This is a genomic window from Stenotrophomonas sp. 22692, from assembly GCF_052045015.1.
In the GTDB taxonomy this organism is placed as follows: domain Bacteria; phylum Pseudomonadota; class Gammaproteobacteria; order Xanthomonadales; family Xanthomonadaceae; genus Stenotrophomonas; species Stenotrophomonas geniculata.
Genome location: NZ_JBQEMR010000034.1, coordinates 16,618 through 42,114, shown reverse-complemented (window position 1 = coordinate 42,114; position 25,497 = coordinate 16,618). Strand labels below are relative to the sequence as shown.

The following is a 25,497-nucleotide window of genomic DNA, read 5'->3' as shown; positions in this document are numbered from 1 at the left end:
CCCCCCCCCCCCCCCCCCCCCCCCCCCCCCCCCCCCCCCCCCCCCCCCCCCGGCCCTGGACAGGTTCCTGCGACGTCCACCACGAAAGATCACAAACAAGAGCAAAAGCGGGTCGCTTCGCTCGCAAAGCCGAGCTCGCCAGCCAACCGCCGTTGCTGTTGCTGTTGCTTTTGCTTTTGCCTCTGCCTTTTTTCTTGATCTTCCCGTGGTGGATCGGAAACCGGAATCTGTCTGGGGCCGGGCGGGTGGGGGTGGCGGGGTATCCGCGGCATGGATGCCGCGGCTAAGCCCCCAAGGACGGGTTCACGGCGTCCCCGCCAGCCCCACCCGCCCGGCCCATCCGCAGGAAGCCAGCTTTCAGCGACCAACCCAACCCACCACGGAGGGGCTCCGCCGTTCGCCGACTCCCGCCGAAGGCGCGCCTTCCACGGAAGAAAAAATTTCCAACAGACGTGTCGATTCCCAGCCCCCTGGTTCGTTGTACCCAGTGAAGGGCACGCACCACGCGTCCCCACGGGAGACTGCAATGAAAGTGATGGTGATCGTGAAGGCCAACGCCGACTCCGAAGCCGGCCGCATGCCCAGCGAACAGGAACTGTCCGAAATGGGCGCCTTCAACGAACAACTGGTGGCCGCCGGCATCATGCTGGCCGGTGAAGGCCTGCACGCCACCCAGCGCGGTCGCCGCATTCACTTCGGCAGTGGCGCACCCAGGGTCGAGGCCGGTCCGTTCGGTCCCGCCAGCGAACAGATCGCCGGCTTCTGGCTGTGGGACGTGCGGTCGCTGGAGGAAGCTGTCGAGTGGGCCAGCCGCGCGCCGTTCGGCAGTGGCGGCACGCTGGAACTGCGCCCGCTGATCACCGCCGAAGACTTCGGTGAAGCCTTCACCCCCGACTTACAGCAGCAGGAACAGCGTCTGCGTGCACAGCTGGAAGGTTGACCCGATTCATCTCCCTGCCGGGCAGGACCCGGCACTACTGCCTGAACCCCACAACGGAGTATTGCCATGAAACTGATTCCCTTCCTCGGCTTCAGCGGCCAGGCCCATGAGGCGATGGCGTTCTACGCCAAGGCACTCGGTGGCCAGGTCACGTCGGAAATGAAATACCGCGACATGCCGCCCTCCGATGGCTCGCCAGGCTGCAACGAGATGCCGCCGGAAACCCTCGACCACGTTGCGCACAGCCAGCTGGAAATCGGCAGCGCCATCGTGATGGCGGCCGACGGTCCCGGCGGTGGCGAGGGCGGCTCGACCACCATCAATGTCGACGTCGACAGCATCGAAGAAGCCGAACGCGTGTTCGCTGCGCTGGCCGAAGGTGGCCAGGTGCAGATGCCGATCGCCGAAACGTTCTGGGCGCACCGCTGGGGCATGCTGATTGATCGCTACGGCAAGCCGTGGATGGTCAATTGCATGAAGCAGCCCTGATCCCTCCCTCTTTCCTCTTCATCCACAAGGAGCGTTACCAATGAGTGCACCACAACCGCAGATGATCTTCGTCAACCTGCCCGTGCAGGATCTGGAGAAGTCCAAGGCGTTCTTCACCGCGCTGGGCTACAGCTTCAATCCAACCTATACCAATGACGATGCGGCTGGCATGGTCATCAGCGAGAGCATCTACGTGATGCTGCTGACCCAACCTTTTTTCCAGCAGTTCACCAACAAGCCGATTGCCGATGCGCACACACACACGGAAGTGATCAATGCGCTCTCGGCGCCCAGTCGCGAGGCCGTTGATGTGCTGGTGGACAAGGCACTGGCCGCCGGCGCCAGCGAGCCGCAGCCGGCGCGCGACCTGGGCTTCATGTACCAGCGTGCCTTCCAGGACCTGGATGGCCATCTCTGGGAAATCGCACACATGGACGGCGAGCCGGGCTGACGGCCGCCGCAAGGGAGAACCCCCATGGCTTACGTGGATGCTTACGTGCTGCCGTGCCCGCAGGACAAGGTGGCGGCCTACCGCCGCCTTGCCCGCAAGGCCGGCGCGGTGTGGAAGGACCATGGCGCGCTGCAGTACATGGAGTGCGTGGCCGACGACGTGGAACCGGGCAAAAGCACGTCATTCCCGCGCGCGGTGAAAGCCAGGCCCGGTGAAACGGTGATCGTCGCCTTCGTGGTGTTCCGCTCGCGTGCGGCACGCGACCGCATCAACGCCAGGGTGATGGCCGACCCGCGGCTGGCGTCGCTGGGCCCGAAGGACATGCCGTTCGATACCAAGCGCATGTTCTGGGGCGGCTTCAAGCCCATCGTCGAAGCGTGAGCCATGGCGCTTGTGCGGGCCGGGCGTGCGTGCTGTGATCGGCGCATGCTCGATCCCGCACTGACGCAGCGTCTGGAAACCCTCTGGCGGATGGAGTCGCCGGTGTTGATCGCGCGCCTGGCGCGGCTGCTCGGGGGCGATGTCGGCCGCGCCGAGGAGCTGGCCCAGGACACCTGGCTGGCCGCGCTGGAGCGCTGGCCGGAGCAGGGCATCCCGGACAATCCCGGAGCCTGGCTGATGACCACCGCGCGCAACCGTGCCATCGATGTGCTGCGCCAGCACCAGCGCGTGGCGCAGCAGCATGCGCAATGGGGTGAGGAACTGCATCCGGCACCCCTGCCAGCGCCGGATGACAGCCAGGCGCTGGAGGATGACCTGGGGGACGACCTGCTGCGCCTGATGTTCGTGGCCTGCCACCCGGTGTTGCCGGCCGATGCGCGGGTGGCACTGACCCTGCGCCTGCTCGGTGGCCTGACCACGACCGAGATCGCCCGCGCCTTCCTGCAGCCCGAGCCGACCATCGCCCAACGCATCGTGCGCGCCAAACGCACCCTGGCGCAGAAGCAGGTGCCCTATGAAGTGCCGCGCGCGGAGGCGATGCCCGAGCGGCTGGCTTCAGTGCTGGAGGCGATCTACCTGGTCTTCAACGAAGGCTATGCGGCCAGTGCCGGTGACGACTGGATGCGTCCGGCGCTGTGCGACGAGGCACTGCGACTCGCGCGCATTCTGGCGCACCGGCTGCCGGTGCCGCCGGTGCTGGGCCTGCTGGCGCTGATGGAGCTGCAGGCCTCGCGTGCCGCAGCACGGACCGATGCACAGGGCGTGCCGGTGCTGCTGGACCAACAGAACCGCGCGCGCTGGGACTGGCTGCAGATTGAACGCGGGCAGCAGGTGCTGGCGCGCGCGCTGGCCGCCGGTGGCGGCGACGATCCCTATGTGCTGCAGGCGCGCATCGCAGCGTGCCATGCGGCGGCGCGGCGTCCCGAAGATACCGACTGGCCGCGCATCGCAACGCTCTATACGCAGCTGTTGCAGGTGCAGCCCTCGCCAGTTGTCGCATTGAACCGCGTGGTGGCGATACTGCGCAGCGACGGTGCCTTCGCGGCCTGGGCGCAGCTGCAGCCGTTGCTGGTGGACGCGCGACTGCGCGAGTACGCGCCGCTGCAGGTGGTGCACGGGGAACTACTACAGGCGTTGGGACGCGACTTGGACGCACGTCACGCTTTTGCGGAAGCCGCCAGACTCAGCCAGAACCAGGCAGAGCGCGGCCTGCTGCGGCAACGGGCTGGTCTGCCTCCCGCGGAGTGACCCCGACGAAGGCAGCACTTGTCGGCAGCCCCGCGAGCCGTTATGTTTCGCGCCCAGCGGACGCGTCAGCGTCCACTTTCCATGCGTATTGACCGAGGAGCGGTTGGATGTATTCAAGGACGAAGAGCGCATCGCGCGCTTTTGCGCGCCTGCTTGCCTGTGCCCTGTGCCTGGCCGTATGGCCGATGGCCGTGCAGGCGGCAGACAAATCACAGCAGGCCTATTGGGCCGGTTTTGCCTACACCGCTGATGCCGCCGCCGTGCAGGCGACCACGCCGCATGCGCATGCGGTGCTGGAACAGCGCGGCCTGATTCCGTTGAACCAGGCGCTGGCACAGTCGCTCAAGCGCCGCGCCCCGGCCCACCTGCAGCTGATTGACCAGCCGGTGGCGATGCTCGACGGCACGACCAGCGCGACCGTGCTGGCCGCGGCACTGGACCGCGAACTGGTCTCGGTCGAGCCGATCGGTGACCAGTACAAGGTGCTGGTGGAAGTGGCGCTGCAGGCGCTGTTCTTCGACTTCCGCGAGCGCCAGGTGATCGCGTCCTATCCGCTGACCCTGCAGCGCATCGACGTGCAGGATTACCGGCCGGACAACGACGATATCGACGCGATCGTTGCCGATCTCCTGTACGGCAGTGCCGATACCAGCCTGTCGCAGGTGCTGGCCGCCAGCCTCGCCCAGGCCAAGCTGCCCGATGCCGCCGTGCGTCGCCTGCAGGTCGGTGGCGTAACCCTGTCCGACGCGGTCCGCGCCAAGCTGCCCGACCCGAAGTGGGACGCCCCGCTGCGCGCCACGCTGGCCCACGAACTGTCCAAGACGCTGTCGTCCAATACCGGCGTCGGCCTGCTGCCGCCGGCCTCGGGCCAGGCGATCGGTGGTGCGATGGCGGCGCGCTTTGCCGACGGCAAGGTCTACCAGCTGAAGATTCCCGAGCCGGACTACGTCATCAACCTGCAGGTCGATGCGTTGAAGAACGGCGTGATCGAAGAAACCCCGGCGATGAAGACGATGCTGTTCGGCGCGTTCTTCACCGCCAAGGTGACCGAGCCGTTCTCCGGCAAGGTCTATTTCGAACAGCCGCTGCGCAAGGGGGCCACCAAGGTGGTGCCGGTCACGCAGTGGCAGGTCGACCAGTGGTCGGCCAGCTACGAAACCCTGCTGGCGGGCCTCGATGCCTTCGCCGGCGCCGCCGCCAAGCGCGCCGATTCGCGCGGCTGGCTGGACGAACAGAAGCCGGGCGGCCGCCCGTTGCAGCAGCAGACCCAAGCCCTCCAGGAGTTGATCAAGTCATGTCATTGATGCGTACCATCCTGCTCATCCTCATCGCCCTGGTGGTGGCCTCGCCGGTCGCTGCGCAGACCGCCAGTTCGCGCGGTACTGGTTCGGCCAGCTACGGCCTGCGCCTGAGTGCCGACACCCGTGCCCAGGCCCTGAACAAGGCCAAGGTCAATGCACTGGAGGCGTACATTGCCGAAACCGGTGCGGCCAAGCTGCGCCTGTTCGAAGCGCGCCGCGCCGAGTTCATCGGCGAGATCGACCGCTACGTGCTCAGTGCCGTGCAGCTGTCGGACACCGAAGACAAGAAGGCCAAGACCTACACCGTCACCGTCCGCGCCGAGATCAACACCACCCTGCTGCAGACCAAGCTGGATGCAGGTTCGGCCGTGGCCGGTGCCACCGCCGCCCAGCGCTCGCTGCTGACCTTCCTGTTCATGGCGCGCTCGCAGGACACCGTGCAGTCGTTCCAGGACAAGGAATACCGCCGCGTCGACGCCAGCAGCAGCTACAACGAGAACACCCGCGAGGGCGACAGCTTCCGCGGCAACTCGGTCAGCACCAACGGCAGCATCAACCAGAACGGTTCGATGTCGGTCACCAGCGGTGGCAGCACCACCCAGCGCAGCGACAACATCAGCTGGAAGGTGGCCAACGCGGCCGAAGTGAACACCGCGATGACCGGTGCCTTCAGCGCCGCCGGCTACGAAGTGGTCGAAGCCGAATACGTGGAAGGCGAGTCGCGCGGCCTGCTCAGCATCGAGCGCATCCGCAAGGACTTCAGCACCGGCAACGACCTGGCCCCGGCCACCCTGCGTGATACCGCCAACGGCATTCGTGCGGCCAACATTCCGTACATCGCCGTCGGCACCCTCGACGTCGGCATGCGCGACCGCGATCCGGCCAGCGGCAACACCCGCGTGTTCGTCACGGTCACCGGCAAGGTGCTGGACGTGACCGGTCGTTTCCCGCGCACCGTGTCGTCGGTGGGCCCGGTGCAGTTCTCCGGTACCGGTCCGAACGAAACCGTCGCCCGTACCAATGCGCTGCAGCTGGCGGCTGAAAAGGCTGCCCAGCAGATGATCAACGAACTGAACGTCAAGGCGGTCCGCTGATCCGCCACCCCGGTGGGTGCCGAGCCCGCTCGGCATCACCCTGGATTACCGATTCCCACGTGCCGCTTCGCGGCCGTCTCTCCCAAAGGACACTCATATGATCCGCAATACCGCTCTTGTCGTGGCCATCGCTGCCGCCACCCTGTCGATGCCGGCCCACGCTGGCCTGGGCAAGCTGAAGGACCTGGCCGGTGCCGCCACCGGCACCTCCAGCAGCAGCGCCTCCAGCGCCGCCGCTCCGGACGAAGCCGCGCAGGAAGCGCTGGTGCGTCGTTTCGTTACCTCGCAGTCGCACTCGCTGCAGGCCCAGACCTCGTTCGCCCGCGCCTTCGGCCTGGCCGAGCAGGTGCAGCTGCTGGAAGCCGAGCGCCAGGCGCTGTCGTCGGGTTCGGTCAGCGTCGATGCGATGAAGAAGTCGGTGTCGGTCAGCGAAGCGGCGCAGGCGGCGATCAACGAGCGCCAGGCCGCACAGCCGGAACTGAACGCTGAATCCAAGCAGCACTACGCCGAAGGCCTGGTCTCGCTGCTGTCCTCGGCGGCCGAAGCACAGAAGCTGGGCGGCGAAGCCAGCAACTTCACCGCCGGCATGAAGAACCTGGGCGCGACCCAGCTGGCCACCGTCGGCCGCAAGCTGGCGGCAGGTGCATGGGTGGCCAAGGAATCGCCGGGCTTCATCCAGGGCCTGTACGGCTCGACCAAGTCGGCCGTGACCTTCGCCAAGAAGAGCAAGGTGAAGGTGCCGTCCAACGCCGATTCGATGCTCGACAAGCTCTGATCCGAGGCGAATCTCCATGCGTATGACCTACCGTTTGATCGGCCTGGGCCTGGCTGCCACGCTGCTTGCAGCCTGTGGCAAGCAGGACACCCCGGCCGCCGCGCCCGCCAAGGACAAGGCAACCAGTGCACTGGCCAGCAATGCGCCCGTGGAAGCAGCGCCCCTGCGTGGCACGCCGGATTTCGGCGGCACCACCCAGGTCGCGCGCGAAGCCGACGGCATCGGCAGCACCCCGGAACTGGCGGTGCTGGCGGCATTGCAGTCGGCGGTGGCGCAGGTCAACGGCGTACGCGTGGCCAGCCAGATGCAGGGCCTGCGTGCAGGCCTGCATGTGGATGTGGATGACGAACACGTCGGCGATATCCGCGCCGACGCGTTCACCCAGCAGATGATCGCCGGCTCGCAGGGCGCGGTGCTGGGCTATGAAATCCTGTCGCAGGACGAAGTGCGGCAGCTGGACGAGGAGACGATCGCCCGTGTGCGCGCCAGCGACGAAGGCTGGAGCTTCAAGGGCTCGGCGTCGGCCAGTGCGTCCGGCGAAGCCTCGGCCAAGGGCGGTTCGGCCTCGGCCAGTGTCAAGCAAAGCTACGACGAGAAGGTGAGTGTTGATGCCAAGCGTGGCGCCAGCTCCTACGATTCCGATGTGACCCATCGCAGCATGCGCAGCTACTGGAAGGTGCGCGTGCGCGCACAGATCGCCCAGTACCGTGCACCGGACGAGCAGGGCAAGCCGAAGATCGTGGTTGCACTGCCGCGCACCAAGGCCGGCAGCTACGCCGTGGGCGACGGCCGCGTGGACGCGGACGAAGTGGCCGACGCGATCCGCGCACGCCTGTCCGACACGCTGACCCAGACCCAGCGCTTCATCGTGCTGGACCGCGAGTTTGGTGACGAGCTGCAGGCCGAGATCGACCACATCAACAGCGGCAACGTGCGCCTGCAGGACACCGCACGCGTGGGCCAGCAGCTGGCGACCGACCTGATCCTGATCCCGACCATCGAGCGTTTCGAGTACCCGCGCAGCGTGCGCAACCTGCGCATGTCCGACCGCCAGGTGACCTCGTACTCCGGTGGCGGGCGCATCACCCTGCGCCTGATCAACGCCACCACCGGCCAGGTGGTGATGTCCGACAGCTTCGACCACCAGCTGGCCTCGACCGGCCCCAGCACCCTGCCGCGCGTGGTCAACGGTCGCAACATGGCGGCGGCGATGATGGAGTCGCTGTCCGGCCAGATCGGCACCACCATCGTCACCACGCTGTTTCCGGTGTCGGTGGTCTCGGTGGACGGCGACCAGGTGGTACTGAGCCAGGGCGGCGAAACGCTGCAGGCTGGCCAGCGCTGGCAGGCCGTGCGCCTGGGCGAAGAACTGAAGGACCCGCAGACCGGCCGCTCGCTGGGCCGCAGCGAACACCCGTGCTGCACCATCCGCATCGATCGCGTGGCTGCACAGACGTCCTACGGCACCATCGAAGACGGCGTCGACGCGATGCGCGGCGGCTTCCGCCCGGGCCAGATCGAACTGCGCCAGAAACTGGGCAGCAAGCCGGCAACGGCCGCCGCAGGCGCGACCGCCTCGGCCGCTCCCGCAGCTGCCGCACGCCCGGCCGCCAAGCCGAAGCCCAAGGCCGCGGCGGCCCCGGCCGAAGACCCGAACTGGTAACAGGCTCAAGCAACACACAGATGGGGTCAGAGCCCTTTCCCGACGGGAAAGGGATCTGACCCCTTCGTGTTTCCGAGCGTGTCGACCAAGGTCGACACCTACCAACAGCGGCGTGTCGACCAAGGTTGACGCCCACCAACAGCAGCAGAAATGTGTCGAAGGCGGGGTGGGTCCGGTTGCGGGGGTGTCCGCGGCATGGATGCCGCGGCCAAGCCCCCAAGGGTGAGGGCGCTTTGCTTGCGAAGCACTGCTTCGCAAGCGCCTGAACGCACAGCCGCCAGCGGCTGGGCCGGTCTGGGGGTTTACGGCGTCCCCCGCAACCGGACCCACCCCGCCATCCCACCGAATGCCTGCTTCTGCTGTTGCTGTTGCTCCAGCTGTTGCTGCTGCCCTGGCTTCGGCAGGTGCAGGGCGCAGCCCTGCCGAATCCCATTACACTCCAGAGAGATTTCCCTGCTGGAGAGAGCAATGAAGCGAGTAGCACTGGGCGTGCTGGCCCTGTCAGTGTCGAGCGCACTGATGGCCGCCACCCCGAAATTCGACGGCGCGCGGATCTCCGCCGACGTCAAGGAACTGGCCTCCGACGCCTACGAAGGCCGCTCCCCGGCCACCGCCGGCGAAGAGAAGACCATCGCCTTCCTCAGCAAGCAGTTCGCCGATGCCGGCCTGCAGCCGGGCGGTGACCTCAAGGATGGCAAGCGCCTGTGGACCCAGGCCGTGCCGCTGCGCAAGGGCGACATCGTCGGCGCACCGCAGCTGGCGCTGCACCAGGGCGGCAAGACCGTTGCGCTGGAGCAGGGCAAGCAGATCGCCGTGCGCGCCGCCATGAACGGCGCCAGCAACGTCGATATCAGCAAGGCGCCGCTGGTGTTCCTCGGCTACGGCGTGAAGGCCCCGGAGCGCAACTGGGACGACTTCAAGGGCGTGGACCTGAAGGGCAAGATCGCCGTCGTGCTGATCAACGACCCGGACTTCGAGACCGGCCAGGGCGACTTCGACGGCAAGGGCATGACCTACTACGGCCGTTGGACCTACAAGTACGAAGAAGGTGCCCGCCAGGGCGCGCTGGGCGTGCTGATCGTGCACGAGACCGCACCGGCGTCGTACGGCTGGGCCACCGTGGCCGGCTCCAACACCAACACCATGTTCGACGTGGTGCGTGACAACCCGGCCGACAGCCACCCGCTGCTGGAAGGCTGGATCCAGCGCGACCTGGCCGTGGAGCTGTTCCGCTCTGCCGGGCAGGACTTCGAAGCGCTGAAGAAGAAGGCGCAGCAGCGCGACTTCACCCCGGTGCCGCTCACCGGCGCCAGCCTGGACGCGAAGTACGCGGTGAAGACCGAAGTGATCACCTCGCACAACGTGGCCGCGCGCCTGGGAGGCAGCCGCCACCCGGACGAGACCATCGTCTACAGCGCGCACTGGGACCACATCGGCGTGGGCGAGCCGGACGCGCGTGGCGACCGGATCTTCAATGGCGCACTGGACAACGCCAGTGGCACCGCATCGCTGATCGAACTGGCGCGCGGCTTCGCCAAGGCCAAGCGCCCCGAGCGCTCGGTGCTGTTCCTGGCGGTCACCGCCGAGGAAAAGGGCCTGCTGGGTTCGGAGTACTACGCCACCCATCCGCTGTACCCGCTGGAAAAGACCGTGGCGGTGATCAACATGGATGGCATGGCACCGTTCGGGCCGTCGCGTGATTTCGGCATCTACGGCGCCGCGCGCTTCGAGCTGCTGGACCAGCTGAAGGACGTGGCCAAGGGCTGGGACATCCGCTACACGCCGGACCCGAAGCCGGAAGCCGGCCTGTTCTTCCGCTCCGATCACTTCCCGTTCGCCAAGCGTGGCGTGCCGGCGCTGTCCTGGTCGGCCGGCCAGGACTGGGTGGATGGCGGCGTGGCCGCGGGCAAGAAGGCCTCCGAGGACTACACCGCCAAGCGTTACCACCAGCAGGGCGACGAATGGCAACCGGACTGGGTGTTCGCCGGTGCCGCCCGCGACCTGGAAGTGCTGTACACGCTGGGCAACCAGCTGGCCAATTCGCGCAGCTGGCCGAACTGGAGCAGGGACGAGTCGTTCCGCGCCGTGCGTGACGCCAGCGCCGATCAGCGCAAATAATGGCGTTCGGTAGTGCTGGCCGCTGGCCGGCATTGCCCCTCCGGGGAAACGCCGGGCCATGCCCGGCGTTTCCGTAACGGCTTCCATCCCCGCTTTTCCCCCCTTCGTCGCAGCCCGCTTGTTTGCCCGGCGGGCCGCCCTATGCTCGGCTCACCCCCTTCCTCCAAGGCGCCGCCGTGTTCGCCAGCCTCTCTCTCCTGCTTCGTCACCTGCTGGCCTGGGCTGCGGCGCTGTTCGTCGCCGGCATGGTCTGGAGCGGCATCTTCAGTGGCATGAACGATGGCCCGGGCTGGATCTTCGGCCTGCTGGCGATGTTCCTGATGATTTCCGCGCTGGGCAGCGCGATTACCCATGTACGCCGCGTCTGGCTGGTCGCCGGCCGGCTGGATTCGACCACGCTCTCCGGCCGCCAGCGCCGCCAGGTGGAACTGCCGATGGATGCTGGCCAGGCATTCTCGGCGGTGGAAGCGGCCATCGCCGAACTGCCGCGCGTTGAAGACGTGGAAAGTTCGGCCGGCAGCCTGCAGGTACGGGCCTACGTGCGCCGCGTGGATGCCTGGAACGGCCGCCAGCCGTCGCGCTGGAACCTGCCGGCACGGCTGGCGATCAAGCGCAACAGCGTGCTGGCGACGGTCACGCCGGGGCAGGGCACCAGTACCGTCACCCTGCTGTTTGAACCGGATGCCGGCTGGTGGGCCGACCTGCTGGCACTGGATGAGGGCAGCAATTTCGAGAATGCCGAAGCGGTCACCCGCGCGATCAGCCGCCGCGTGGCCGACCAGCGCCGCGACGAGCAGGCCGCGGCCGAGCAGACCCAGGTGGAAAAGGAACTGTCGGTGGCCCGGTTGAACCTGCTGCATGCGCAGGTGGAACCGCACTTCCTCTACAACACGCTGGCCAACGCGCAGGTGCTGACCCGCACCGACCCGGCACGTGCCGACCAGATGCTGGGCCACCTGATCCAGTACCTGCGCAGCTCGTTGCCACAGGTGGACGAATCGCTGTCCACGCTGGGCGTAGAGCTGGAGCGCACCCGTGCCTACCTGGAGATCCTGCGTATCCGCATGGGTGCACGGCTGGGAGTGGAGGTGCAGGTGCCGAACGAGCTGCACGGCGTGCAGCTGCCGGCGATGGCGCTGCAGACGCTGGTGGAGAACGCGATCAAGCATGGCCTGGAACCCAAGCCCGGCGGTGGCACGATCTGGATCCTGGCGCGTGGCTTCGATGACCATGTGACGGTGACGGTGGCCGACGATGGCCTCGGCTTCGGCCAGGGCACCAGCGGTACCGGCATCGGCCTGAAGAACCTGCGCGAGCGCCTGCGCCTGACCTGCGGTGAGCAGGCCGGCGTGGCGATCGTCGCCAACTTCCCCAGCGGCGTGGCCGCAACCATGACCCTGCCGCAGTCGAACAAGGAGCGCAGCCATGCCGCTTGAGGCGCTCATTGCCGAAGACGAGGAACTGCTGCGGCAGTCGCTGGTCGAGCAGCTGGGCCGGTTGTGGCCGGACCTGAAGCTGGTGGCCGAGTGCGAGGATGGCGCCAGTGCACTGGAGCAGCTGGCCGAGAAGCAGCCGGACATCGCCTTCCTCGACATTCGCATGCCCGGCATCAGTGGCATTGAAGTAGCCCGTTCGCTGTCCGAGCTGAGCCCGCGCACCCAGGTGGTGTTCGTGACCGCCTACGACCAGTACGCCATCGACGCGTTCGAGCAGGGCGCGATGGATTACCTGCTGAAACCGGTCAGCGACGAGCGCCTGCTGGCCACCCGCGAACGCATCCTGTCGCGGCTGCCATCAACGCGCCAGGACGATGCCGTACTCGAGCGCCTGCTGCGGCGCCTGGGGCCATCGCAGGGTGCGGCAGAGCGCCCGCCATTGGCCTGGATCACCGCCAGCAACGGCCGCGAGACGCAGCTGATCATGCTGGAAGACGTGGCCTACTTCCGTGCCGACAACAAGTACACCACCGTGGTGACCGCTGCCGGCGAGAGCCTGTTGCGCACGCCGCTGCGCGAACTGCTGGAAGTGCTCGACCCGCAGCATTTCCGCCAGATCCATCGCTCGACCATCGTCAACATGAAGGCGGTGGCGGCGGTCAGCCGCGACGATACCGGGCGCGGCGTGCTGCGCCTGCGTGGGCGCACGGAGACGCTGGTGGTCAGCCAACCTTTCATGAGCCTGTTCCGCGGCATGTAGCCGCACCCTGGAGGCACCATGCGCCTGTTCCTGTTTGCCTGCATCGCTGCGTTGTCGTTGGCCGGCTGTGAGAAATCCAGCAATACCTCGATCACCCGCACCCGTGCCAACGGCGTGGACACGCTTTACAGCAAGGGCAGCGTGGTCGACGGCGAGGCACGGTTCCAGTGCATCGCCAGCAGTAGTGGCCAATGCCACTACCTGGTGCTGGACCCAGCGTGCAGTACCGACGCCGCGTGTGCGACGCCACCATTGCGCCGGTTTGCCGTGGCGGTGGGGAAGACCGAGGCGATGCGTGACCTGCCCAGCGGCTTCCACCAGTGCGTCAGCCAGGACCCGATAGAACACTGCCACCGTGAGTGATCACGGTGGCAGTGTGGGTCCCCCCGCTTCCCTGAAGGGTCAGTAGGCAGGCTGCAGTGTCAGGTCGTGGTGGTGCTCGTTCTCGCCCACATGGTTCAGGCGGCCGACCAGTTCGGAGTGCTGCTTCATGCGCCCGATCTCGGTCATGATGCGGATGTCCTCGTGGCGCAGCTCGCGTTTGGCGGTGACCGCCTGCTTGTAGTCCAGCACTTCCGGATAGTGCTCGGCCAGGTCAAGCGCCTCGGCCACGTGCTCGACGCTGTCGGCTTTGGAGCTGATGCGGGCGCGGCTGTTGAACGCCTTCATCCAGCGCTCGAAGCCGGCCTGCTGATCGAACATGTTGGCCATGAACCAGATCACGAACAGGATCGACACCCACGAGCCGAACACGATCACCACGCGGGTGAAGGTGATATGGAAGTCGTCGCGCCACAGGTAGTTGGCGATCAGGCCCAGGATCAGCAGCGAGGCCGCCTGCCAGCCGACGATCGAGGCGATCAGCCACTGGCACTTGGCTTGGGCCAGCACAGCCACTTCATCGCGGATCTGCTGCTCGCTGAGGTTGCGCCAGTGCGCCACCTGTTTGTCGAACGGGCTGCTGTAGAGCTCGTTGTCGCGAAGCAGAATTGCCAAACCCTTGAACAAGGCAATCATGGCTGGCTCCTTGTGGAACGTGCGTCGATCAGCATTGGACGGTGTGGCGGATCCAGTTCTAGCACTTCCAGCGAGCCGTGCAATGGGGGCAATGCCAAGCGGCGCAAGGGTTTGACCGGTGGGAGTGAAAATTGATGCGATGCAGCATCGCAGTCACGGCCTGCGACAGGATGTCGCAGGGTGAAACGTGCTGCGACCGCACATGAAACCGTCGCTGAGCGGGGAGGCTCGCCGCCGGAGGCGTGATCGCCGAGAATCGGAGCCAACCGCGCAAGACGCGACTGTTCTTCCGCCTCTCCTGGACCTGTGATGCCGGCTTTGCTGCAGCGACTCTCCCGCCCCGTCACGGCGCCGATCCGACGCTGGGTACTGGACGCCTTCCCGCGCGGCCAGAGTGGTATCGACTACGACCATCCGCAGGGCGATCCGGGCTGGTTCGGCCCGGACAGCGTCACCTGGCGGCTGCACGCCGAGTTCCCCTCGATGCTGGCCGGTGGCCTCTGCGCGCTGATGCTGCAGACCCTGCACCCGCGCGCGCTGGCCGGGGTCTATGACCACTCCAATTTCCGCCAGGACCTGGTGGGTCGGCTGCGCCGCACCACGGCCTTCGTTGCCGGCACCAGCTATGCGCCCAGCGGCGAGGTGGAGGCGCTGGTGGCCAGGGTGCGCCGCATCCATGCGCAGATCCGCGGCCAGACCGCGCAGGGCGAGCCCTACGCCGCCGACGATCCGCAGTTGCTGACCTGGGTGCACGTGACCGAAGCCTTCGGTTTCCTGCAGGGGTTCCGACGCTACGGGCGCGAGGTGCCGGCGCACATCGCCGATCGCTATTACGACGAGTACCGTTGCGTGGCCGAGGCACTGGGCGCGGTGGATGTGCCGCGCAGCGAAGCGGAAGTGGCGGCGTACTTCTGTGCACGTCAGCCGGAGCTGCGTGTGGATGAGCGCTCGCGCGAGGTGCTGGAGGTGCTGTCCGGCGTGCGCCTGCCGGTACCGGTGCCGGGGCTGTCGCGCGAGGTGTTCCTCGGTGCGGGCGCGGCGCTGCTGCCGGACTGGGCCGAGGGCATGCTGGAACGCAGTGGCCGTCAGCGCGCCCAGGCTGCGGCGTCTGCGAAGCTGATGCAGGGTATGGCGCCGCTGTTCCGCCGTGCGCTGCCCGACGGCCTCGCCAGCCGCGCCTGTGCACGCATGGGCGCGCCGGTGGAGATCCTGCGCGAGTGGCCCGTGGTTGCCTGGTAGGTGCCAACCTTGGTTGGCACGCTTTTCGCGGTGCCGCGGAAGCGCCAACCAAGGTTGGCAGCTACCCGCAAGTGAAACGGGCGCCTTGCGGCGCCCGTTCCGGTTACATCACCACACCTTGACCCGCTTGTCCGGCGCCAAGTACAGCTTCTGGCCTTCCTTCACCTCGAACGCCGGGTACCAGGCGTCGATGTTGCGCACGGTCAGTGCGCGGAACTGGCCCGGTGCATGCACATCGGTCAGCAGCGAGTTGCGCAGCGCCTGTTCGCGGCTCTTGCTGCGCCACGCCTGGGCGAAGCCGAGGAAGAAGCGCTGGTCCGGGGTGAAGCCCTCCAGGGTCTGGCCCGGCTTGCCCTGCAGCGACAGCTGGTAGGCGTCGTAGGCGGTACCCAGGCCGGCCACGTCGGCGATGTTCTCGCCCAGGGTCAGCTTGCCGTTCACATGCACGCCCGGGAACGGCTCGTAGCTGCTGAACTGCGCGGCCAGCGCATCGCCGGCGGCGTTGAACTGCTTCAGGTCCTCGGCGGTCCACCAGTTGTGCAGCTTGCCGGTTTCATCGAACAGTGCGCCCGCGTTGTCGAAACCGTGGCTGATCTCGTGGCCGATCACGGCGCCGATCGCACCATAGTTCACCGCGTCGTCGGCGGCGCCGTCGAAGAACGGCGGCTGCAGGATCGCGGCCGGGAACACCAGGCGGTTTTCCAGCGGCACATTCATCGCGTTGATGGTCTGCGGCAGCATCGCCCACTCGCCGTGGTCGACCGGCTTGCCCAGCTTGGCGATGTTGCGCTGGTACTCGAACAGCTCGGCGCGCTGTGCATTGCCCAGCGCGTCATCACGGCGGATCTCCAGGCCGGTGTAGTCGCGCCACTTTTCCGGATAGCCCATGCCCACGGTCAGGCCGGCCACCTTCGCCTTGGCGCTCGCCTTGGTCTGCGGCGACATCCACGCCAGCGCGTCGATGCGCTTGGCGAAGGCGGCAATGATGTTCTTGGCCATCTCGTCCGCGCGTTCCTTGGTCTTCGCGTCGAAGTGCTTTTCGACGTAACGCTTGCCGATCGCTTCGCCCACTGCGTGGTTGGCGTCGTCCACCGCGCGCTTCCAGCGATCGCTCTGCTGCGGGGTGCCGCTCAGCGCGGTGCCGTGGAAGGCGAAGCGGGCATCGGCGAATTTCTTCGGCAGGTAGGCGGCGGCACGGTCCAGCGCGTGGAAGGCCAGGTAGTCCTTCCACACCTCCAGTGGCTCGGTGGCGACCAGCCTGGACAGGCCGGCCACGGCCTTGGGCTGCCAGACGATGAAGTCCTGCTGCTTGCCCAGCGCGGCCGCGTCGAGGAAGGCGTTCCAGTCCATGCCGGGCGCCTTGGCATTGAAGTCGGCCTGGGTCCAGGGATTGGCACCCTTGGTCACATCATTGGTTTCTTCCTGGGTGGCATGTGCCTGCGCGATCTTCGTCTCCAGCGCGAGAATGCGTTGTGCCTTGCCGGCCGGATCGGCGACGCCGGCCAGCTGCAGCATCTGTGCGATGTAGGCCTGGTACTGCTTGCGCAGTTCGGCCATGCGGCCGCCGCCCAGGTAGAAATCGCGGTCGGGCATGCCCAGGCCGCCCTGCACCAGGTACGGCGCATTGCGGTCGGGCTGCAGCAGGTCCACCGACACCCACAGGCCGAACAGGCGGTCGGTGTAGAAGTTGGTCGCATTGAGCAGGTCGACGTCGGCGCGCACATCGCCGCCCAGGGCACGTGCCAGGCCGGCCTTGTCGGTGATGGCATCGATCGCCTTCAGCTGCGGTTCCACGGGTGCAACGCCGCGCTGCTCGATGCCGGCCTCGTCCATGTAAGCGGCGTAGTAATCGCCGATCAGCTTGTCGTCACCGCTGGCCTGGGTGTTGCCGGCGGCCCCTTCGAGAATGGCGCGGGTGTCGGCCAGGGTCTTCTCGGCAATGACGTTGAAGCTGCCGAAGCGCGACCGGTCGGCCGGAATCTCGGTGTTCTTGACCCAGGTGCCGTTGGCGAAGCCAAAGAAGTCATCGCCGGCGGCAATGCTACGGTCCATACCGCTGGCATCGAAGCCGAAGCTGCCCAGCATCGGCTTGGCCGCAGCGGGGGTGGCATCGGCCGGCGCGGTGGCCGTGGCGGCCGGCTCGGCCGGGCGGTCACAGGCGGCCAGGGACAGGCTGGCAACGATGGCCAGCGCCAGGGTGGGACGGCGCAGCTTGGACATGGACTTCTCTTGCGGCGGAAAACGCCAAGTCTAATCTGCGCCGGCCCGCCTGGCGGCCCTGTGCTGCGTCCTGTGCTGTGCAGGATCTGGCTGAACACGTGGAACCGACCTTCACGCCGTGAGCGACGTGGTGCATGCTGGACCCTGGAACCCTGCGCGGACACGGGGAGGTGGCCATGCGGGGGCGGGTCAGGCGTCAAGAATGGCGTCCACCGGCCGTTGAGGTCGGGGACGTGGAGGATTCGTTCGCGCATGAAGCCAGCCGACTGCACAAGGAACACCCGCCGATGCCCGCGCTGAAACGCGCGTTGGCCCGGCCGCTGCGCGCCATTACCTGGGGCGGAGTGCTGCTGGGCGTGCTGCTGGTCACCGGGCTGACCCTCATGCTGGTCAATGACTACCACCGCCGCCTGGAAGCGGCGCAGCGCCAGAGCCGCGCGCTGGCGGTGGGCAGCGAGCGCCTGCTGGCGCTGGAGCTGCGCAACCTGGAGCGGGCCATGTCCGGCATCGCCGCCGACGCCGCCGAGCTGTTCCGCAGCGTGCCGGCGCAGGCGCCGGCCTTGATGGATGCCTCCATCGGCGGGGTGCTGGGCCGGCATGCCGAACTGCACAGCATCGCCGTGCTCGACCGCCATGGCCGACCGTTGACGGCCGGCGAGGGCGACCTGCAGCTGCCGCTGTGGACCGACCCGCAGCGTCGTGGCCAGGGCAGCGCCCTGTACATCGGCCCGCCGCAGCGGGCCAGCGATGGCGGCTGGGTGGTGCCGCTGGCGCTGCCGATGGCCGGCGAACGCTGGCTGCTGGCACGGCTGCGCTGTGGCGAACTGCAACGCATCGTCGGCGGCCTCGATGTCGGCCCCAACGGACTGGTCTCGATCAGCGATGCCGAGGGTTACATGCTGGCCCGCGTGCCTGATCCGCACGGCACGGTGGGCCGCCGCTACGGCCTGCCGCGCCGTGACCTGCTCGGCACGCAGGCGGTGGTCGAGCTGGGCAGCGTGCCGGGTGTGGTCGACGGCGTACCGCGCATCATGACCATCAGCACGCTGGAACACAGCCCGCTGGCGGTGCAGGTCGGCCTGGCCGACGAAGACGTACTGGCGCCGTGGTGGCCGTACCTGCAGGCGTCGGTGGCGATCGTACTGGCTTACATCGCGGTGTTGCTGGTGCTGCTGTACGCCGTGCGGCGCAGCACCCGCAGCCAGCAGGCGATGGCCGAGGAGCTGAAAACAGGCCACGCCGAGCTGCGTCTTGCGCACCAGGTCGGTCGTGTCTGTACCTGGTACGTGGATGAGGACGCCGCATTGCTGCGCTGGTCGCCGCTGGCGCGCGAGATCTTTGGCGTGCAGACCGATGCGCTGCCGGTGGCCGATTTCTTCGCACGCGTGCACCGCGACGATGCCGCGCGCCTGCAGCATGCCTTTGACCAGGCATTCGCCGGCGGCGCCGTGCTCGACCAGGTGTTCCGCCTGGTATTGCCCGGGGGCGAGGTGCGCTGGGTGGGCGCACGTGGGCAGCGGGTGGAAGTGGCCGACAGCGAGCGGCGCATGATCGGCGCGCTGACCGACCTGAGCGAACGCTATCAGGCGCGCGAGCAGATGAGCGAAGTGGAACGGCGCTTCCGGCTGCTGTTCGACCGCAATCCTGCACCGTTCTGGGTGTTCGACCCGGATACGCTGCGCTTCATCGAGGTCAACGACGCTGCGGTGCGCCAGTACGGCTACAGCCGCGACGAGTTCCTGGCGATGAGCATCCTCGACATCCGCCCGCGCGAAGGCTGGGACGAAGTGCGTGGTGCCATCCAGCGCGCACAGGTGGGCGATCCTCCGGACGCGACCGTGCGCCTGCACCGGCGCAAGGATGGCAGCGTGTTCGAGGTGCGCGCACACCTGTCCAAACTCGATTTCGACGGACAGCCGGCGTGCCTCGTGCTGGCCGAGGATGTCAGCGAACGGCTGGCCTACGAGCGTGACCTGGCCTATCGGGCACGGCACAACCCGGCCACTGGCCTGCTCAACGTGCGCGCCCTGACCGAACAGCTGGATGAGCAGGAACAGAGTTACACCATCGCCTTCGTGCAGTTGCGTGGCCTGCAGCTGGTGGCCGATACGCTGGGCCGTGAGATCGGCGATGCGGTGCTGCAGTCGATGGCGACCCGGCTCGGTGGACTGGGCGCGCGTTGCGGCACGCTGGCATTCCAGCCGGCGGAAGACTTCGTGTTCGCGATCGGGGCCGAGCACGATACCCCGCGCGTGCTGGACGACCTGCTGCAGATCGTGTCGGCGCCGATGCGTGGCAAGGATTCGCTGCACCAGTTCGAACCGCGCATCGGTGTGGCCGTGCACACTGCCGGTGACGGCCACAGTGCCGAGCAGGTGATCGGCATGGCCGCGCAGGCCGCGCACGCGGCACGCGCCGAGGGCAACGTGGTGGTCTGGTTCGATGCGGCGGTGACCACACGGCTGGCCGACCGGCTGCGCCTGGCCGGGCGCATCCATGCCGCCATCGACAACGAATTCCAGCTCTATTTCCAGCCGATCCGGCATGCCAGCGATGGCACCCCGGCCGCCTTGGAGGCGCTGCTGCGCTGGCCGCAGGCCGACGGCAGCTTCATCCCGCCCAACGAGTTCATCCAGCTGTGCGAGGAGACCGGGCTGATCCTGGCGCTGGGCCGCTGGGTGATCCGCGCGGCGGCGAAAGCGCAGCGCCGGCTGGTCGAGGCCGGTTGGGGCGAGCTGCCGATCGCGGTCAATGTATCGGCGGTGCAGTTCTTCAACAGCGACCTGGTGGCCGAATTCACCCGTGCCCAGCAGGACTTCGGCCTGGCCCGCGGTGCCCTGCACGTGGAGCTGACCGAGAGCAGCCTGATGCGCAAGCCGGCGCAGGCGATGCAGACCATGCAGCGCCTGCACGAGCAGGGCATCAGTGTGTCGCTGGATGATTTCGGCACCGGCTATTCCAGCATGTCCTACCTGCAGCACCTGCCGCTGGACATCCTGAAGATCGACCGCAGCTTCGTCGCCGACGTGGAAACCAATCCACGCAATGCCTCGATCTGCCGCGCGCTGTTGTCGCTGGGCCACAGCATGGGCCTGACCATCATCGCCGAGGGCGTGGAAACGCCGGGGCAGCTGGACTGGCTGGCTGCGCACGGCTGTGACCAGGTGCAGGGCTATCTGTTGGGGCGGCCGGCGCCGCTGGAACGGATCATCGATGCGCTGGACGAAGTCGCTGCCTGAGCGGATCTCGTATTTGCCGGCCAGCGGCCGGCACTACCAGACCGAAACATGACGGTAGTGCCGACCGTTGGCCGGCAAACGCCAGACTCGGCTATACCCCGGTCTCCACCAGATGATCGATGAAACTGCGCACCTTCGGTGCCAGGTGGCTGCGGCTGGTGTAGACCGCGAAGATGCCGATCGGCGAGGCCTCCCACTCTGGCAGGATGCGCACCAGGCGACCATCGGCCAGCGCGTCTTCCAGCAGGAAATCCGGCTGCAGGATCACGCCCATGCCAGCAATCGCGGCTTCGCGCAGCACGTCGCCGTTGTTGGCGTGCAGCAGGCTGTTCACCGCCACCTTCACCTCACCGCCGGGCCCCTGCAGCGGCCAGTTGTTGCCGGCGGCCCAGTAGCTGTAGCCCAGGCACGCGTGTGCCTGCAGGTCCTGCGGGGTCTGCGGGGTGCCGCGTGCGGCCAGGTAGGCCGGCGCGGCGCACAGGCTCACCCGCGATTCGCCCAGGCGGCGGGCGATCAGGGTAGGGCCCGGCTCGCGGGTGATGCGGATGGCCACGTCGTAGCCTTCCTCGACCATGTCCACGAGGCGGTCGGACAGGGCCAGGTCCAGTTCCACCTGCGGGAAGCGTTCGCGGTAGCTGGCCAGCAACGGGCCGAGGCGGGCGATGCCCCAGCTGACCGGCGCGTTGATGCGCAGCGTGCCGGAGGGCTCCAGCGCCTGCGCACCGATGCTGGCCTCCAGCGCGTCGAACTCGGCCAGCAGGCGCACGCACTGGGCGTAGTAGGCGGCGCCGGCACTGGTCGGGCTGACCCGGCGCGTGGTGCGGTGGAGCAGGCGGGTGGACAGGCGCTTCTCCAGCGCGGCGACCTGGCGGGTGACGCCGGCAGTGGACATGTCCAGAGCCTGGGCGGCGGCGCTGAAGCCATTGCGCTCGACCACCGCCACGAACACGCGCATCGCCTCGAGGGTATCCATTGTTGCGCCTTTTGAAATAAATACGGTCAATCGATCGTATTTATCAGTCCTTGAAGGCGCAATAACCTGTGCCCACTCCCTTCAAGGTGCTTTGCCATGCACACCACGACCGCTCCTGTTTCGCCGCTGGCGCCGTATGGCGCCACCCTGCTGCGCCTGGCACTGGGCGTGCTGTTCCTGGCCCATGCGCTGACCAAGCTGCTGGTATTCACCCCGGCCGGCACGGCGGCGTACTTCGAGTCGCTGGGCCTGCCCGGCGCGCTCGGCTACCTCACCATCGGCGTCGAGCTGGTGATCACTGTCGCGCTGCTGCTGGGCGTCTATGCGCGCTGGGTGGGCCTGGTCGGCGTACCGCTGCTGCTGGGCACCATCGTCACCGTGCACGGCGCCAACGGTTTCGGTTTCGCCAATGCCGGCGGCGGCTGGGAATACCCGGCGTTCTGGGCACTGGCGCTGGTGGTGCTGTTCCTGGTCGGCGATGGCAAGTGGACCCTGCGTTCGCGCTGATCGCCGCCTGATCCTGCAACTGGAGCATTCCATGTCCCGCCTGCCTTCGCTGTACATCTCCCATGGTTCGCCGATGACTGCCCTGCATCCGGGCCAGGTCGGTGTGCGCCTGGCCGAGCTGGCGCGCGACCTGCCGACGCCGCGTGCCATCGTGATGGCCTCGGCGCACTGGCTGGGCCGGCAGCCGCTGGTCGGCGCGCATCCGCAGCCGCCCACCATCCACGACTTCGGTGGCTTCCCGCGCGCGCTGTTCGAACTGCAGTACCCGGCGCCGGGTGATCCGGCGCTGGCCGAAGAAGTGGCCGGCCGCATCGCCGCTGCCGGCCTGCCGGTGGCACTCGACCCGCAGCGTGGCCTGGACCATGGCGCGTGGGTGCCGCTGCGGTTGCTGCGCCCGCAGGCCGACATTCCCGTGGTGCCGCTGTCGATCCAGCCGCTGCTCGGCCCCGAGCATCAGTTCGCGCTGGGCCGCGCGCTGGCGCCGCTGCGCGAACAGGGCGTGCTGCTGGTCGGCTCCGGCAGCATCACCCACAATCTGCACGACTGGGGCGACTACCAGGACGGCAAGGAAGCGCCGTACGTGCGCCCCTTCATCGAGTGGGTGGAGCAGCGCCTGGCCGCTGATGACCGCCAGGCGCTGTTCGACTATCGCCGGCAGGCGCCGTTCGCCGAGCGCGCGCACCCGACCGACGAGCACCTGCAGCCGCTGTTCTTCGCGATGGGCGCGGCCGGCGAGGGCGGCTTCGGTGCACGCCGCATCGACGCCGGCATCGATGCCGGCTTCCTCGCCATGGATCTCTACCGCTTCGACGGGGCATGAGCCGGGGCTGACGCGCGGCGGCCCCGGCCATCGCGGTCGTGGCCGCATGTGGTAGTTTTTTCCGGGTTTCCGGCGCTGGCCTTCGAGCCTCCCCGCGCGCCGCTTCCTGGAAGAAGCATGCATACCATTGAAGTCGTCCTGGCGATGCTGGTGGCCGTTGTCGCCAGCGGCTACCTGGTTCGCGTCCTCCCGTTCTCGTTGCCGCTGCCGCTGGTGCAGATCGGCCTGGGCGCGGTGATCGCCGGGGTGTTCAACCGCGGCCACGCGCTGGAGCCGGAAGTGTTCTTCCTGCTGTTCCTGCCGCCGCTGCTGTTCCTGGATGGCTGGCGCATTCCCAAGCAGGGCCTGTTCCGCGACAAGGGCGCGATCCTCGAGCTGGCGTTCGGCCTGGTGGTGTTCACCGTCATCGGCGCAGGCTTCCTGATCCACTGGCTGATTCCGGTGATGCCGCTGGCGGTGTGCTTCGCGCTGGCGGCGATCGTGTCGCCGACCGATCCTGTGGCAGTGGGTGCGATCGCCTCCAAGGCGCCGATTCCCAAGCGCTTGATGCACATCCTGGAAGGCGAGTCGCTGCTCAACGATGCATCGGGCCTGGTCTGCTTCCGGTTCGCGGTGGCTGCGGTGATGACCGGCACGTTCTCGCTGGCCACGGCCTCGCTGACCTTCGTGTGGGTGGCCGTGGCCGGCCTTGCGGTGGGCGTGGCGGTCACCCTTGGTGTGTCGACCTTCCAGCGCTGGCTGTGGCGCCGCTTCGGCGAAGAGCCGGGCGCGGCGATGCTGGTCAACCTGCTCATTCCGTTCGCGGCCTACCTGCTGGCCGAAGAGATCCACGCCTCCGGCATCCTCGCCGCGGTCGCCGCAGGTATCGCGATGAGCTATGTCGAGCTGACCGGCCGCGTCTCCGGCAGCATGCGCGTGCAGCGTGCCGGGGTCTGGAACATGCTGCAGTTCAGCTTCAACGGCATCATGTTCGTGCTGCTGGGCGAGCAGCTGCCAGGCATCGTCGAACGCGCCACCACCACCATGAACGAGACCGGCCACCAGAGTGCGTGGTGGCTGCTGGTGTATGTGGTGGTGATCAATCTGGCGCTGGTCGTGCTGCGCCTGTTGTGGGTGTGGCTGTCGCTGCGCTGGAACCTGCTGCGCGCGCGCCGTCGCGGCCTGGAGCGGGGCGAGGCACCGAACTGGCGCATCGTGGTGGCGACCTCGGTGGCCGGTGTGCGCGGTGCGATCACCCTGGCCGGTGTGTTGACCCTGCCGCTGTTCCTGCCTGATGGCAGTGCGTTCCCGGCACGTGACCTGGTGATCTTCCTGGCCGCCTCGGTGATCCTGTTCTCGCTGCTCGGCGCCAGCATCGCGCTGCCGCAGCTGCTGAAGGGCCTGCAGCTGCCGGCCGATTCGGGTGAACGCAAGGAAGAGGACCTGGCGCGCCGGCTGTCGTCGAAGGCGGCGCTGGCCGGGGTCGAGCGCATGCGCCAGCAGCTGGTGATGAACCAGAACACCGAGAACGTGCAGCTGTACAACGACGCCGCGTCGCGGGTGAGCCTGCTGTACCAGCGCCACCTGGAGCGCGACAGCGAGGGGCCCGACGTGGACCCGGAGAAGGTGCGGCGCATGGAAATGGGCTACCGCCAGCTGCGCAGCGCCGGCCTCAATGCCGAGCGCGAGGAGCTGTTCCGGTTGACCCGGCGCGGGGTGATTTCCGATGAGATCTCGCGGCGCCTGATCCGCAACCTGGACCTGCTGGAGTCGCGCAAGCGCGAATGACGCCGGATGTAGAGTCGAGCATGGCTCGACTCTACAAAAGCCGGTTACTCCGGCTTCGTGTCCAGGAAATACGCCTCGACCTTGCCCTTGACCTTGATGGTCATCGGGTTGCCGCGGCGGTCGCGGGCCTTGCCGGCCTGCACGCGGATCCAGCCTTCGCTGACCGAGTATTCCTCGACGTTGTCGCGCTCGACGTCGTTGAAACGCACGCCGACGCCCCGCTCCAGCGCCTGCGCATCATGGAAGGGGCTGGCCGGGTTGATCGCCAGGTGGTCGGGAGGGGTATCGCTCATCGCTTCATTCACAGTGACGGCCACCAAGGCCGGCTTCAGCGGCACAGGATAAACCGTAGAATGCCGGCCTGCCCCAGAGGAAGTTCCGCCATGCCCGACAACAGCGACTATTTCGACTTCGAGGAAGACATCCACGACTTCGACGAAGACGGCTTCGAGGCCCGGGTCTGGAACCTGCTGGTGCTGATCAACCCGGGCGACGAAGAGCTGGCCCTGCAGCAGTTCAACCGCTGGCGCGAGCACTTGGCCGAGGACGGGCAGCCGCTGGAGGCAGACAGCGATTGGCTGCCGGCCCTGTTCACGGCCATTGCCTGGCAGTCCGGTTTCGAGGTGGAACGTGATGATCTGGATTCGCTGCAGTCGGCGGTGAACGAGCTGTCGGCGCGCTTCAACCTGCAGCTGGACTGGGGTGGCGACCTGGACGACGAGGATTTCGCCGAAGACCTGGACGGCGTGCAGCTGATGTCCACCGCCTTCGACCGCCTGCGCGAGCACAACTACACGCTGTGGAGCGTGGATGCCGGCAGCGACGGTTTCACCGGCGTGATGGCATTGACCCGCGACGACGACGCGATGCTGGCGCTGTGCTCGCTGCTGAACGTGGAAATCCGCCTGGGCAGCGACCCGTTCTGATCGATGATCCGACCCGCCGGGCAGGGCTCGGCGCTGCCTTTTTCTCCAGACCGTGGTAGAGGCAGGGCCCATC

Annotated in this window: 23 protein-coding genes; 19 read left to right on the top strand and 4 right to left on the bottom strand. The window is 67.5% G+C overall.

The features are described from left to right. Window positions 1-526 precede the first annotated feature (526 nt). The 13 genes from ACTJJM_RS17430 (at window position 527) to ACTJJM_RS17370 (ending at window position 13,079) form a co-directional block, all read left to right on the top strand. Complete coding sequence (locus tag ACTJJM_RS17430) at window positions 527-940, top strand: YciI family protein (RefSeq protein WP_043403334.1); 414 nt, start codon at window positions 527-529, stop codon at window positions 938-940. A gap of 66 nt (window positions 941-1,006) precedes the next feature. Then, window positions 1,007-1,429 carry a VOC family protein gene (locus tag ACTJJM_RS17425; protein ID WP_005407887.1) on the top strand — a complete coding sequence of 141 codons (423 nt, stop codon included), beginning with the start codon at window positions 1,007-1,009 and terminating at the stop codon, window positions 1,427-1,429. A 40-nt stretch (window positions 1,430-1,469) separates the two neighbouring features. Continuing rightward, window positions 1,470-1,880, top strand: a complete 411-nt coding sequence (locus ACTJJM_RS17420) for a VOC family protein (protein WP_191863867.1) — start codon at window positions 1,470-1,472, stop codon at window positions 1,878-1,880. 24 nt (window positions 1,881-1,904) lie between these two features. Then, window positions 1,905-2,261, top strand: a complete 357-nt coding sequence (locus ACTJJM_RS17415; protein WP_019660895.1) for a DUF1428 domain-containing protein — start codon at window positions 1,905-1,907, stop codon at window positions 2,259-2,261. Between the two features lie 45 nt (window positions 2,262-2,306). Then, window positions 2,307-3,569: an RNA polymerase sigma factor gene (locus tag ACTJJM_RS17410; RefSeq protein WP_010484144.1), complete on the top strand. Its 1,263-nt coding sequence runs from the start codon at window positions 2,307-2,309 to the stop codon at window positions 3,567-3,569. A 107-nt stretch (window positions 3,570-3,676) separates the two neighbouring features. Further along, complete coding sequence (locus ACTJJM_RS17405; RefSeq protein ID WP_440865850.1) at window positions 3,677-4,873, top strand: hypothetical protein; 1,197 nt, start codon at window positions 3,677-3,679, stop codon at window positions 4,871-4,873. After that, a complete protein-coding gene (locus ACTJJM_RS17400) occupies window positions 4,864-5,964 on the top strand; it encodes a hypothetical protein (RefSeq protein WP_019660898.1) in 1,101 nt (366 codons plus the stop codon). Before ACTJJM_RS17405 ends, ACTJJM_RS17400 begins: the two co-directional genes overlap by 10 nt. Window positions 5,965-6,061: 97 nt before the next feature. Next, a complete protein-coding gene (locus tag ACTJJM_RS17395; RefSeq protein WP_010484141.1) occupies window positions 6,062-6,739 on the top strand; it encodes a hypothetical protein in 678 nt (225 codons plus the stop codon). A 16-nt stretch (window positions 6,740-6,755) separates the two neighbouring features. Next, window positions 6,756-8,402 carry a CsgG/HfaB family protein gene (locus ACTJJM_RS17390; protein ID WP_440865849.1) on the top strand — a complete coding sequence of 549 codons (1,647 nt, stop codon included), beginning with the start codon at window positions 6,756-6,758 and terminating at the stop codon, window positions 8,400-8,402. Between the two features lie 468 nt (window positions 8,403-8,870). After that, window positions 8,871-10,520 (top strand): M28 family metallopeptidase, encoded by a 1,650-nt coding sequence (locus ACTJJM_RS17385; protein WP_440865848.1) that lies wholly within the window; start codon window positions 8,871-8,873, stop codon window positions 10,518-10,520. A gap of 176 nt (window positions 10,521-10,696) precedes the next feature. Continuing rightward, the gene (locus ACTJJM_RS17380) at window positions 10,697-11,956 is read left to right on the top strand and encodes a sensor histidine kinase (RefSeq protein WP_440865847.1); all 1,260 of its coding nucleotides are present in this window, start codon (window positions 10,697-10,699) and stop codon (window positions 11,954-11,956) included. Beyond that, window positions 11,946-12,716: a LytR/AlgR family response regulator transcription factor gene (locus ACTJJM_RS17375; RefSeq protein ID WP_010484137.1), complete on the top strand. Its 771-nt coding sequence runs from the start codon at window positions 11,946-11,948 to the stop codon at window positions 12,714-12,716. Before ACTJJM_RS17380 ends, ACTJJM_RS17375 begins: the two co-directional genes overlap by 11 nt. Window positions 12,717-12,734: 18 nt before the next feature. Beyond that, a complete protein-coding gene (locus tag ACTJJM_RS17370) occupies window positions 12,735-13,079 on the top strand; it encodes a hypothetical protein (RefSeq protein WP_043398917.1) in 345 nt (114 codons plus the stop codon). A gap of 39 nt (window positions 13,080-13,118) precedes the next feature. Here ACTJJM_RS17370 and ACTJJM_RS17365 read toward each other — a convergent pair whose 3' ends face one another. Further along, window positions 13,119-13,733 carry a hypothetical protein gene (locus ACTJJM_RS17365; RefSeq protein WP_440865846.1) on the bottom strand — a complete coding sequence of 205 codons (615 nt, stop codon included), beginning with the start codon at window positions 13,731-13,733 and terminating at the stop codon, window positions 13,119-13,121. Window positions 13,734-14,042: 309 nt separating this feature from the next. Between ACTJJM_RS17365 and ACTJJM_RS17360 the strand changes: the two genes are divergently transcribed. Further along, the gene (locus tag ACTJJM_RS17360; RefSeq protein ID WP_440865845.1) at window positions 14,043-14,972 is read left to right on the top strand and encodes an oxygenase MpaB family protein; all 930 of its coding nucleotides are present in this window, start codon (window positions 14,043-14,045) and stop codon (window positions 14,970-14,972) included. A gap of 108 nt (window positions 14,973-15,080) precedes the next feature. Here the strand turns inward: ACTJJM_RS17360 and ACTJJM_RS17355 are convergent, their stop codons facing one another. Continuing rightward, window positions 15,081-17,192: a M13 family metallopeptidase gene (locus ACTJJM_RS17355; protein WP_019660903.1), complete on the bottom strand. Its 2,112-nt coding sequence runs from the start codon at window positions 17,190-17,192 to the stop codon at window positions 15,081-15,083. A gap of 176 nt (window positions 17,193-17,368) precedes the next feature. Here ACTJJM_RS17355 and ACTJJM_RS17350 point away from each other — a divergent pair, with 176 nt between their 5' ends. Continuing rightward, window positions 17,369-20,431 carry a bifunctional diguanylate cyclase/phosphodiesterase gene (locus ACTJJM_RS17350; RefSeq protein ID WP_440865844.1) on the top strand — a complete coding sequence of 1,021 codons (3,063 nt, stop codon included), beginning with the start codon at window positions 17,369-17,371 and terminating at the stop codon, window positions 20,429-20,431. 91 nt (window positions 20,432-20,522) lie between these two features. Here ACTJJM_RS17350 and ACTJJM_RS17345 read toward each other — a convergent pair whose 3' ends face one another. Further along, the gene (locus ACTJJM_RS17345) at window positions 20,523-21,404 is read right to left on the bottom strand and encodes a LysR family transcriptional regulator (protein ID WP_235652356.1); all 882 of its coding nucleotides are present in this window, start codon (window positions 21,402-21,404) and stop codon (window positions 20,523-20,525) included. A gap of 96 nt (window positions 21,405-21,500) precedes the next feature. Between ACTJJM_RS17345 and ACTJJM_RS17340 the strand changes: the two genes are divergently transcribed. From ACTJJM_RS17340 to ACTJJM_RS17330, 3 genes are all read left to right on the top strand, one after another. Continuing rightward, window positions 21,501-21,911 carry a DoxX family protein gene (locus ACTJJM_RS17340; RefSeq protein WP_049435172.1) on the top strand — a complete coding sequence of 137 codons (411 nt, stop codon included), beginning with the start codon at window positions 21,501-21,503 and terminating at the stop codon, window positions 21,909-21,911. Between the two features lie 31 nt (window positions 21,912-21,942). After that, window positions 21,943-22,731 (top strand): dioxygenase family protein, encoded by a 789-nt coding sequence (locus ACTJJM_RS17335; protein ID WP_440865843.1) that lies wholly within the window; start codon window positions 21,943-21,945, stop codon window positions 22,729-22,731. A 117-nt stretch (window positions 22,732-22,848) separates the two neighbouring features. Further along, window positions 22,849-24,498 (top strand): Na+/H+ antiporter, encoded by a 1,650-nt coding sequence (locus tag ACTJJM_RS17330; RefSeq protein WP_010484128.1) that lies wholly within the window; start codon window positions 22,849-22,851, stop codon window positions 24,496-24,498. 44 nt (window positions 24,499-24,542) lie between these two features. Here ACTJJM_RS17330 and ACTJJM_RS17325 read toward each other — a convergent pair whose 3' ends face one another. Then, window positions 24,543-24,791, bottom strand: coding sequence for a DUF3297 family protein (locus ACTJJM_RS17325; RefSeq protein ID WP_010484127.1), 249 nt, complete (start codon window positions 24,789-24,791; stop codon window positions 24,543-24,545). 90 nt (window positions 24,792-24,881) lie between these two features. Between ACTJJM_RS17325 and ACTJJM_RS17320 the strand changes: the two genes are divergently transcribed. Beyond that, window positions 24,882-25,424: a DUF6630 family protein gene (locus ACTJJM_RS17320; protein ID WP_010484126.1), complete on the top strand. Its 543-nt coding sequence runs from the start codon at window positions 24,882-24,884 to the stop codon at window positions 25,422-25,424. Window positions 25,425-25,497 lie beyond the last annotated feature (73 nt).

Bases quoted from the DNA above. Each gene is read 5' to 3' on its own strand.
- ACTJJM_RS17430 (WP_043403334.1), top strand. From the start codon at position 527: ATGAAAGTGATGGTGATCGTGAAGGCCAACGCCGACTCCGAAGCCGGC.
- ACTJJM_RS17425 (WP_005407887.1), top strand. From the start codon at position 1,007: ATGAAACTGATTCCCTTCCTCGGCTTCAGCGGCCAGGCCCATGAGGCG.
- ACTJJM_RS17420 (WP_191863867.1), top strand. From the start codon at position 1,470: ATGAGTGCACCACAACCGCAGATGATCTTCGTCAACCTGCCCGTGCAG.
- ACTJJM_RS17415 (WP_019660895.1), top strand. From the start codon at position 1,905: ATGGCTTACGTGGATGCTTACGTGCTGCCGTGCCCGCAGGACAAGGTG.
- ACTJJM_RS17410 (WP_010484144.1), top strand. From the start codon at position 2,307: ATGCTCGATCCCGCACTGACGCAGCGTCTGGAAACCCTCTGGCGGATG.
- ACTJJM_RS17405 (WP_440865850.1), top strand. From the start codon at position 3,677: ATGTATTCAAGGACGAAGAGCGCATCGCGCGCTTTTGCGCGCCTGCTT.
- ACTJJM_RS17400 (WP_019660898.1), top strand. From the start codon at position 4,864: ATGTCATTGATGCGTACCATCCTGCTCATCCTCATCGCCCTGGTGGTG.
- ACTJJM_RS17395 (WP_010484141.1), top strand. From the start codon at position 6,062: ATGATCCGCAATACCGCTCTTGTCGTGGCCATCGCTGCCGCCACCCTG.
- ACTJJM_RS17390 (WP_440865849.1), top strand. From the start codon at position 6,756: ATGCGTATGACCTACCGTTTGATCGGCCTGGGCCTGGCTGCCACGCTG.
- ACTJJM_RS17385 (WP_440865848.1), top strand. From the start codon at position 8,871: ATGAAGCGAGTAGCACTGGGCGTGCTGGCCCTGTCAGTGTCGAGCGCA.
- ACTJJM_RS17375 (WP_010484137.1), top strand. From the start codon at position 11,946: ATGCCGCTTGAGGCGCTCATTGCCGAAGACGAGGAACTGCTGCGGCAG.
- ACTJJM_RS17370 (WP_043398917.1), top strand. From the start codon at position 12,735: ATGCGCCTGTTCCTGTTTGCCTGCATCGCTGCGTTGTCGTTGGCCGGC.
- ACTJJM_RS17365 (WP_440865846.1), bottom strand. From the start codon at position 13,733: ATGATTGCCTTGTTCAAGGGTTTGGCAATTCTGCTTCGCGACAACGAG.
- ACTJJM_RS17360 (WP_440865845.1), top strand. From the start codon at position 14,043: ATGCCGGCTTTGCTGCAGCGACTCTCCCGCCCCGTCACGGCGCCGATC.
- ACTJJM_RS17355 (WP_019660903.1), bottom strand. From the start codon at position 17,192: ATGTCCAAGCTGCGCCGTCCCACCCTGGCGCTGGCCATCGTTGCCAGC.
- ACTJJM_RS17350 (WP_440865844.1), top strand. From the start codon at position 17,369: ATGCGGGGGCGGGTCAGGCGTCAAGAATGGCGTCCACCGGCCGTTGAG.
- ACTJJM_RS17345 (WP_235652356.1), bottom strand. From the start codon at position 21,404: ATGGATACCCTCGAGGCGATGCGCGTGTTCGTGGCGGTGGTCGAGCGC.
- ACTJJM_RS17340 (WP_049435172.1), top strand. From the start codon at position 21,501: ATGCACACCACGACCGCTCCTGTTTCGCCGCTGGCGCCGTATGGCGCC.
- ACTJJM_RS17335 (WP_440865843.1), top strand. From the start codon at position 21,943: ATGTCCCGCCTGCCTTCGCTGTACATCTCCCATGGTTCGCCGATGACT.
- ACTJJM_RS17330 (WP_010484128.1), top strand. From the start codon at position 22,849: ATGCATACCATTGAAGTCGTCCTGGCGATGCTGGTGGCCGTTGTCGCC.
- ACTJJM_RS17325 (WP_010484127.1), bottom strand. From the start codon at position 24,791: ATGAGCGATACCCCTCCCGACCACCTGGCGATCAACCCGGCCAGCCCC.
- ACTJJM_RS17320 (WP_010484126.1), top strand. From the start codon at position 24,882: ATGCCCGACAACAGCGACTATTTCGACTTCGAGGAAGACATCCACGAC.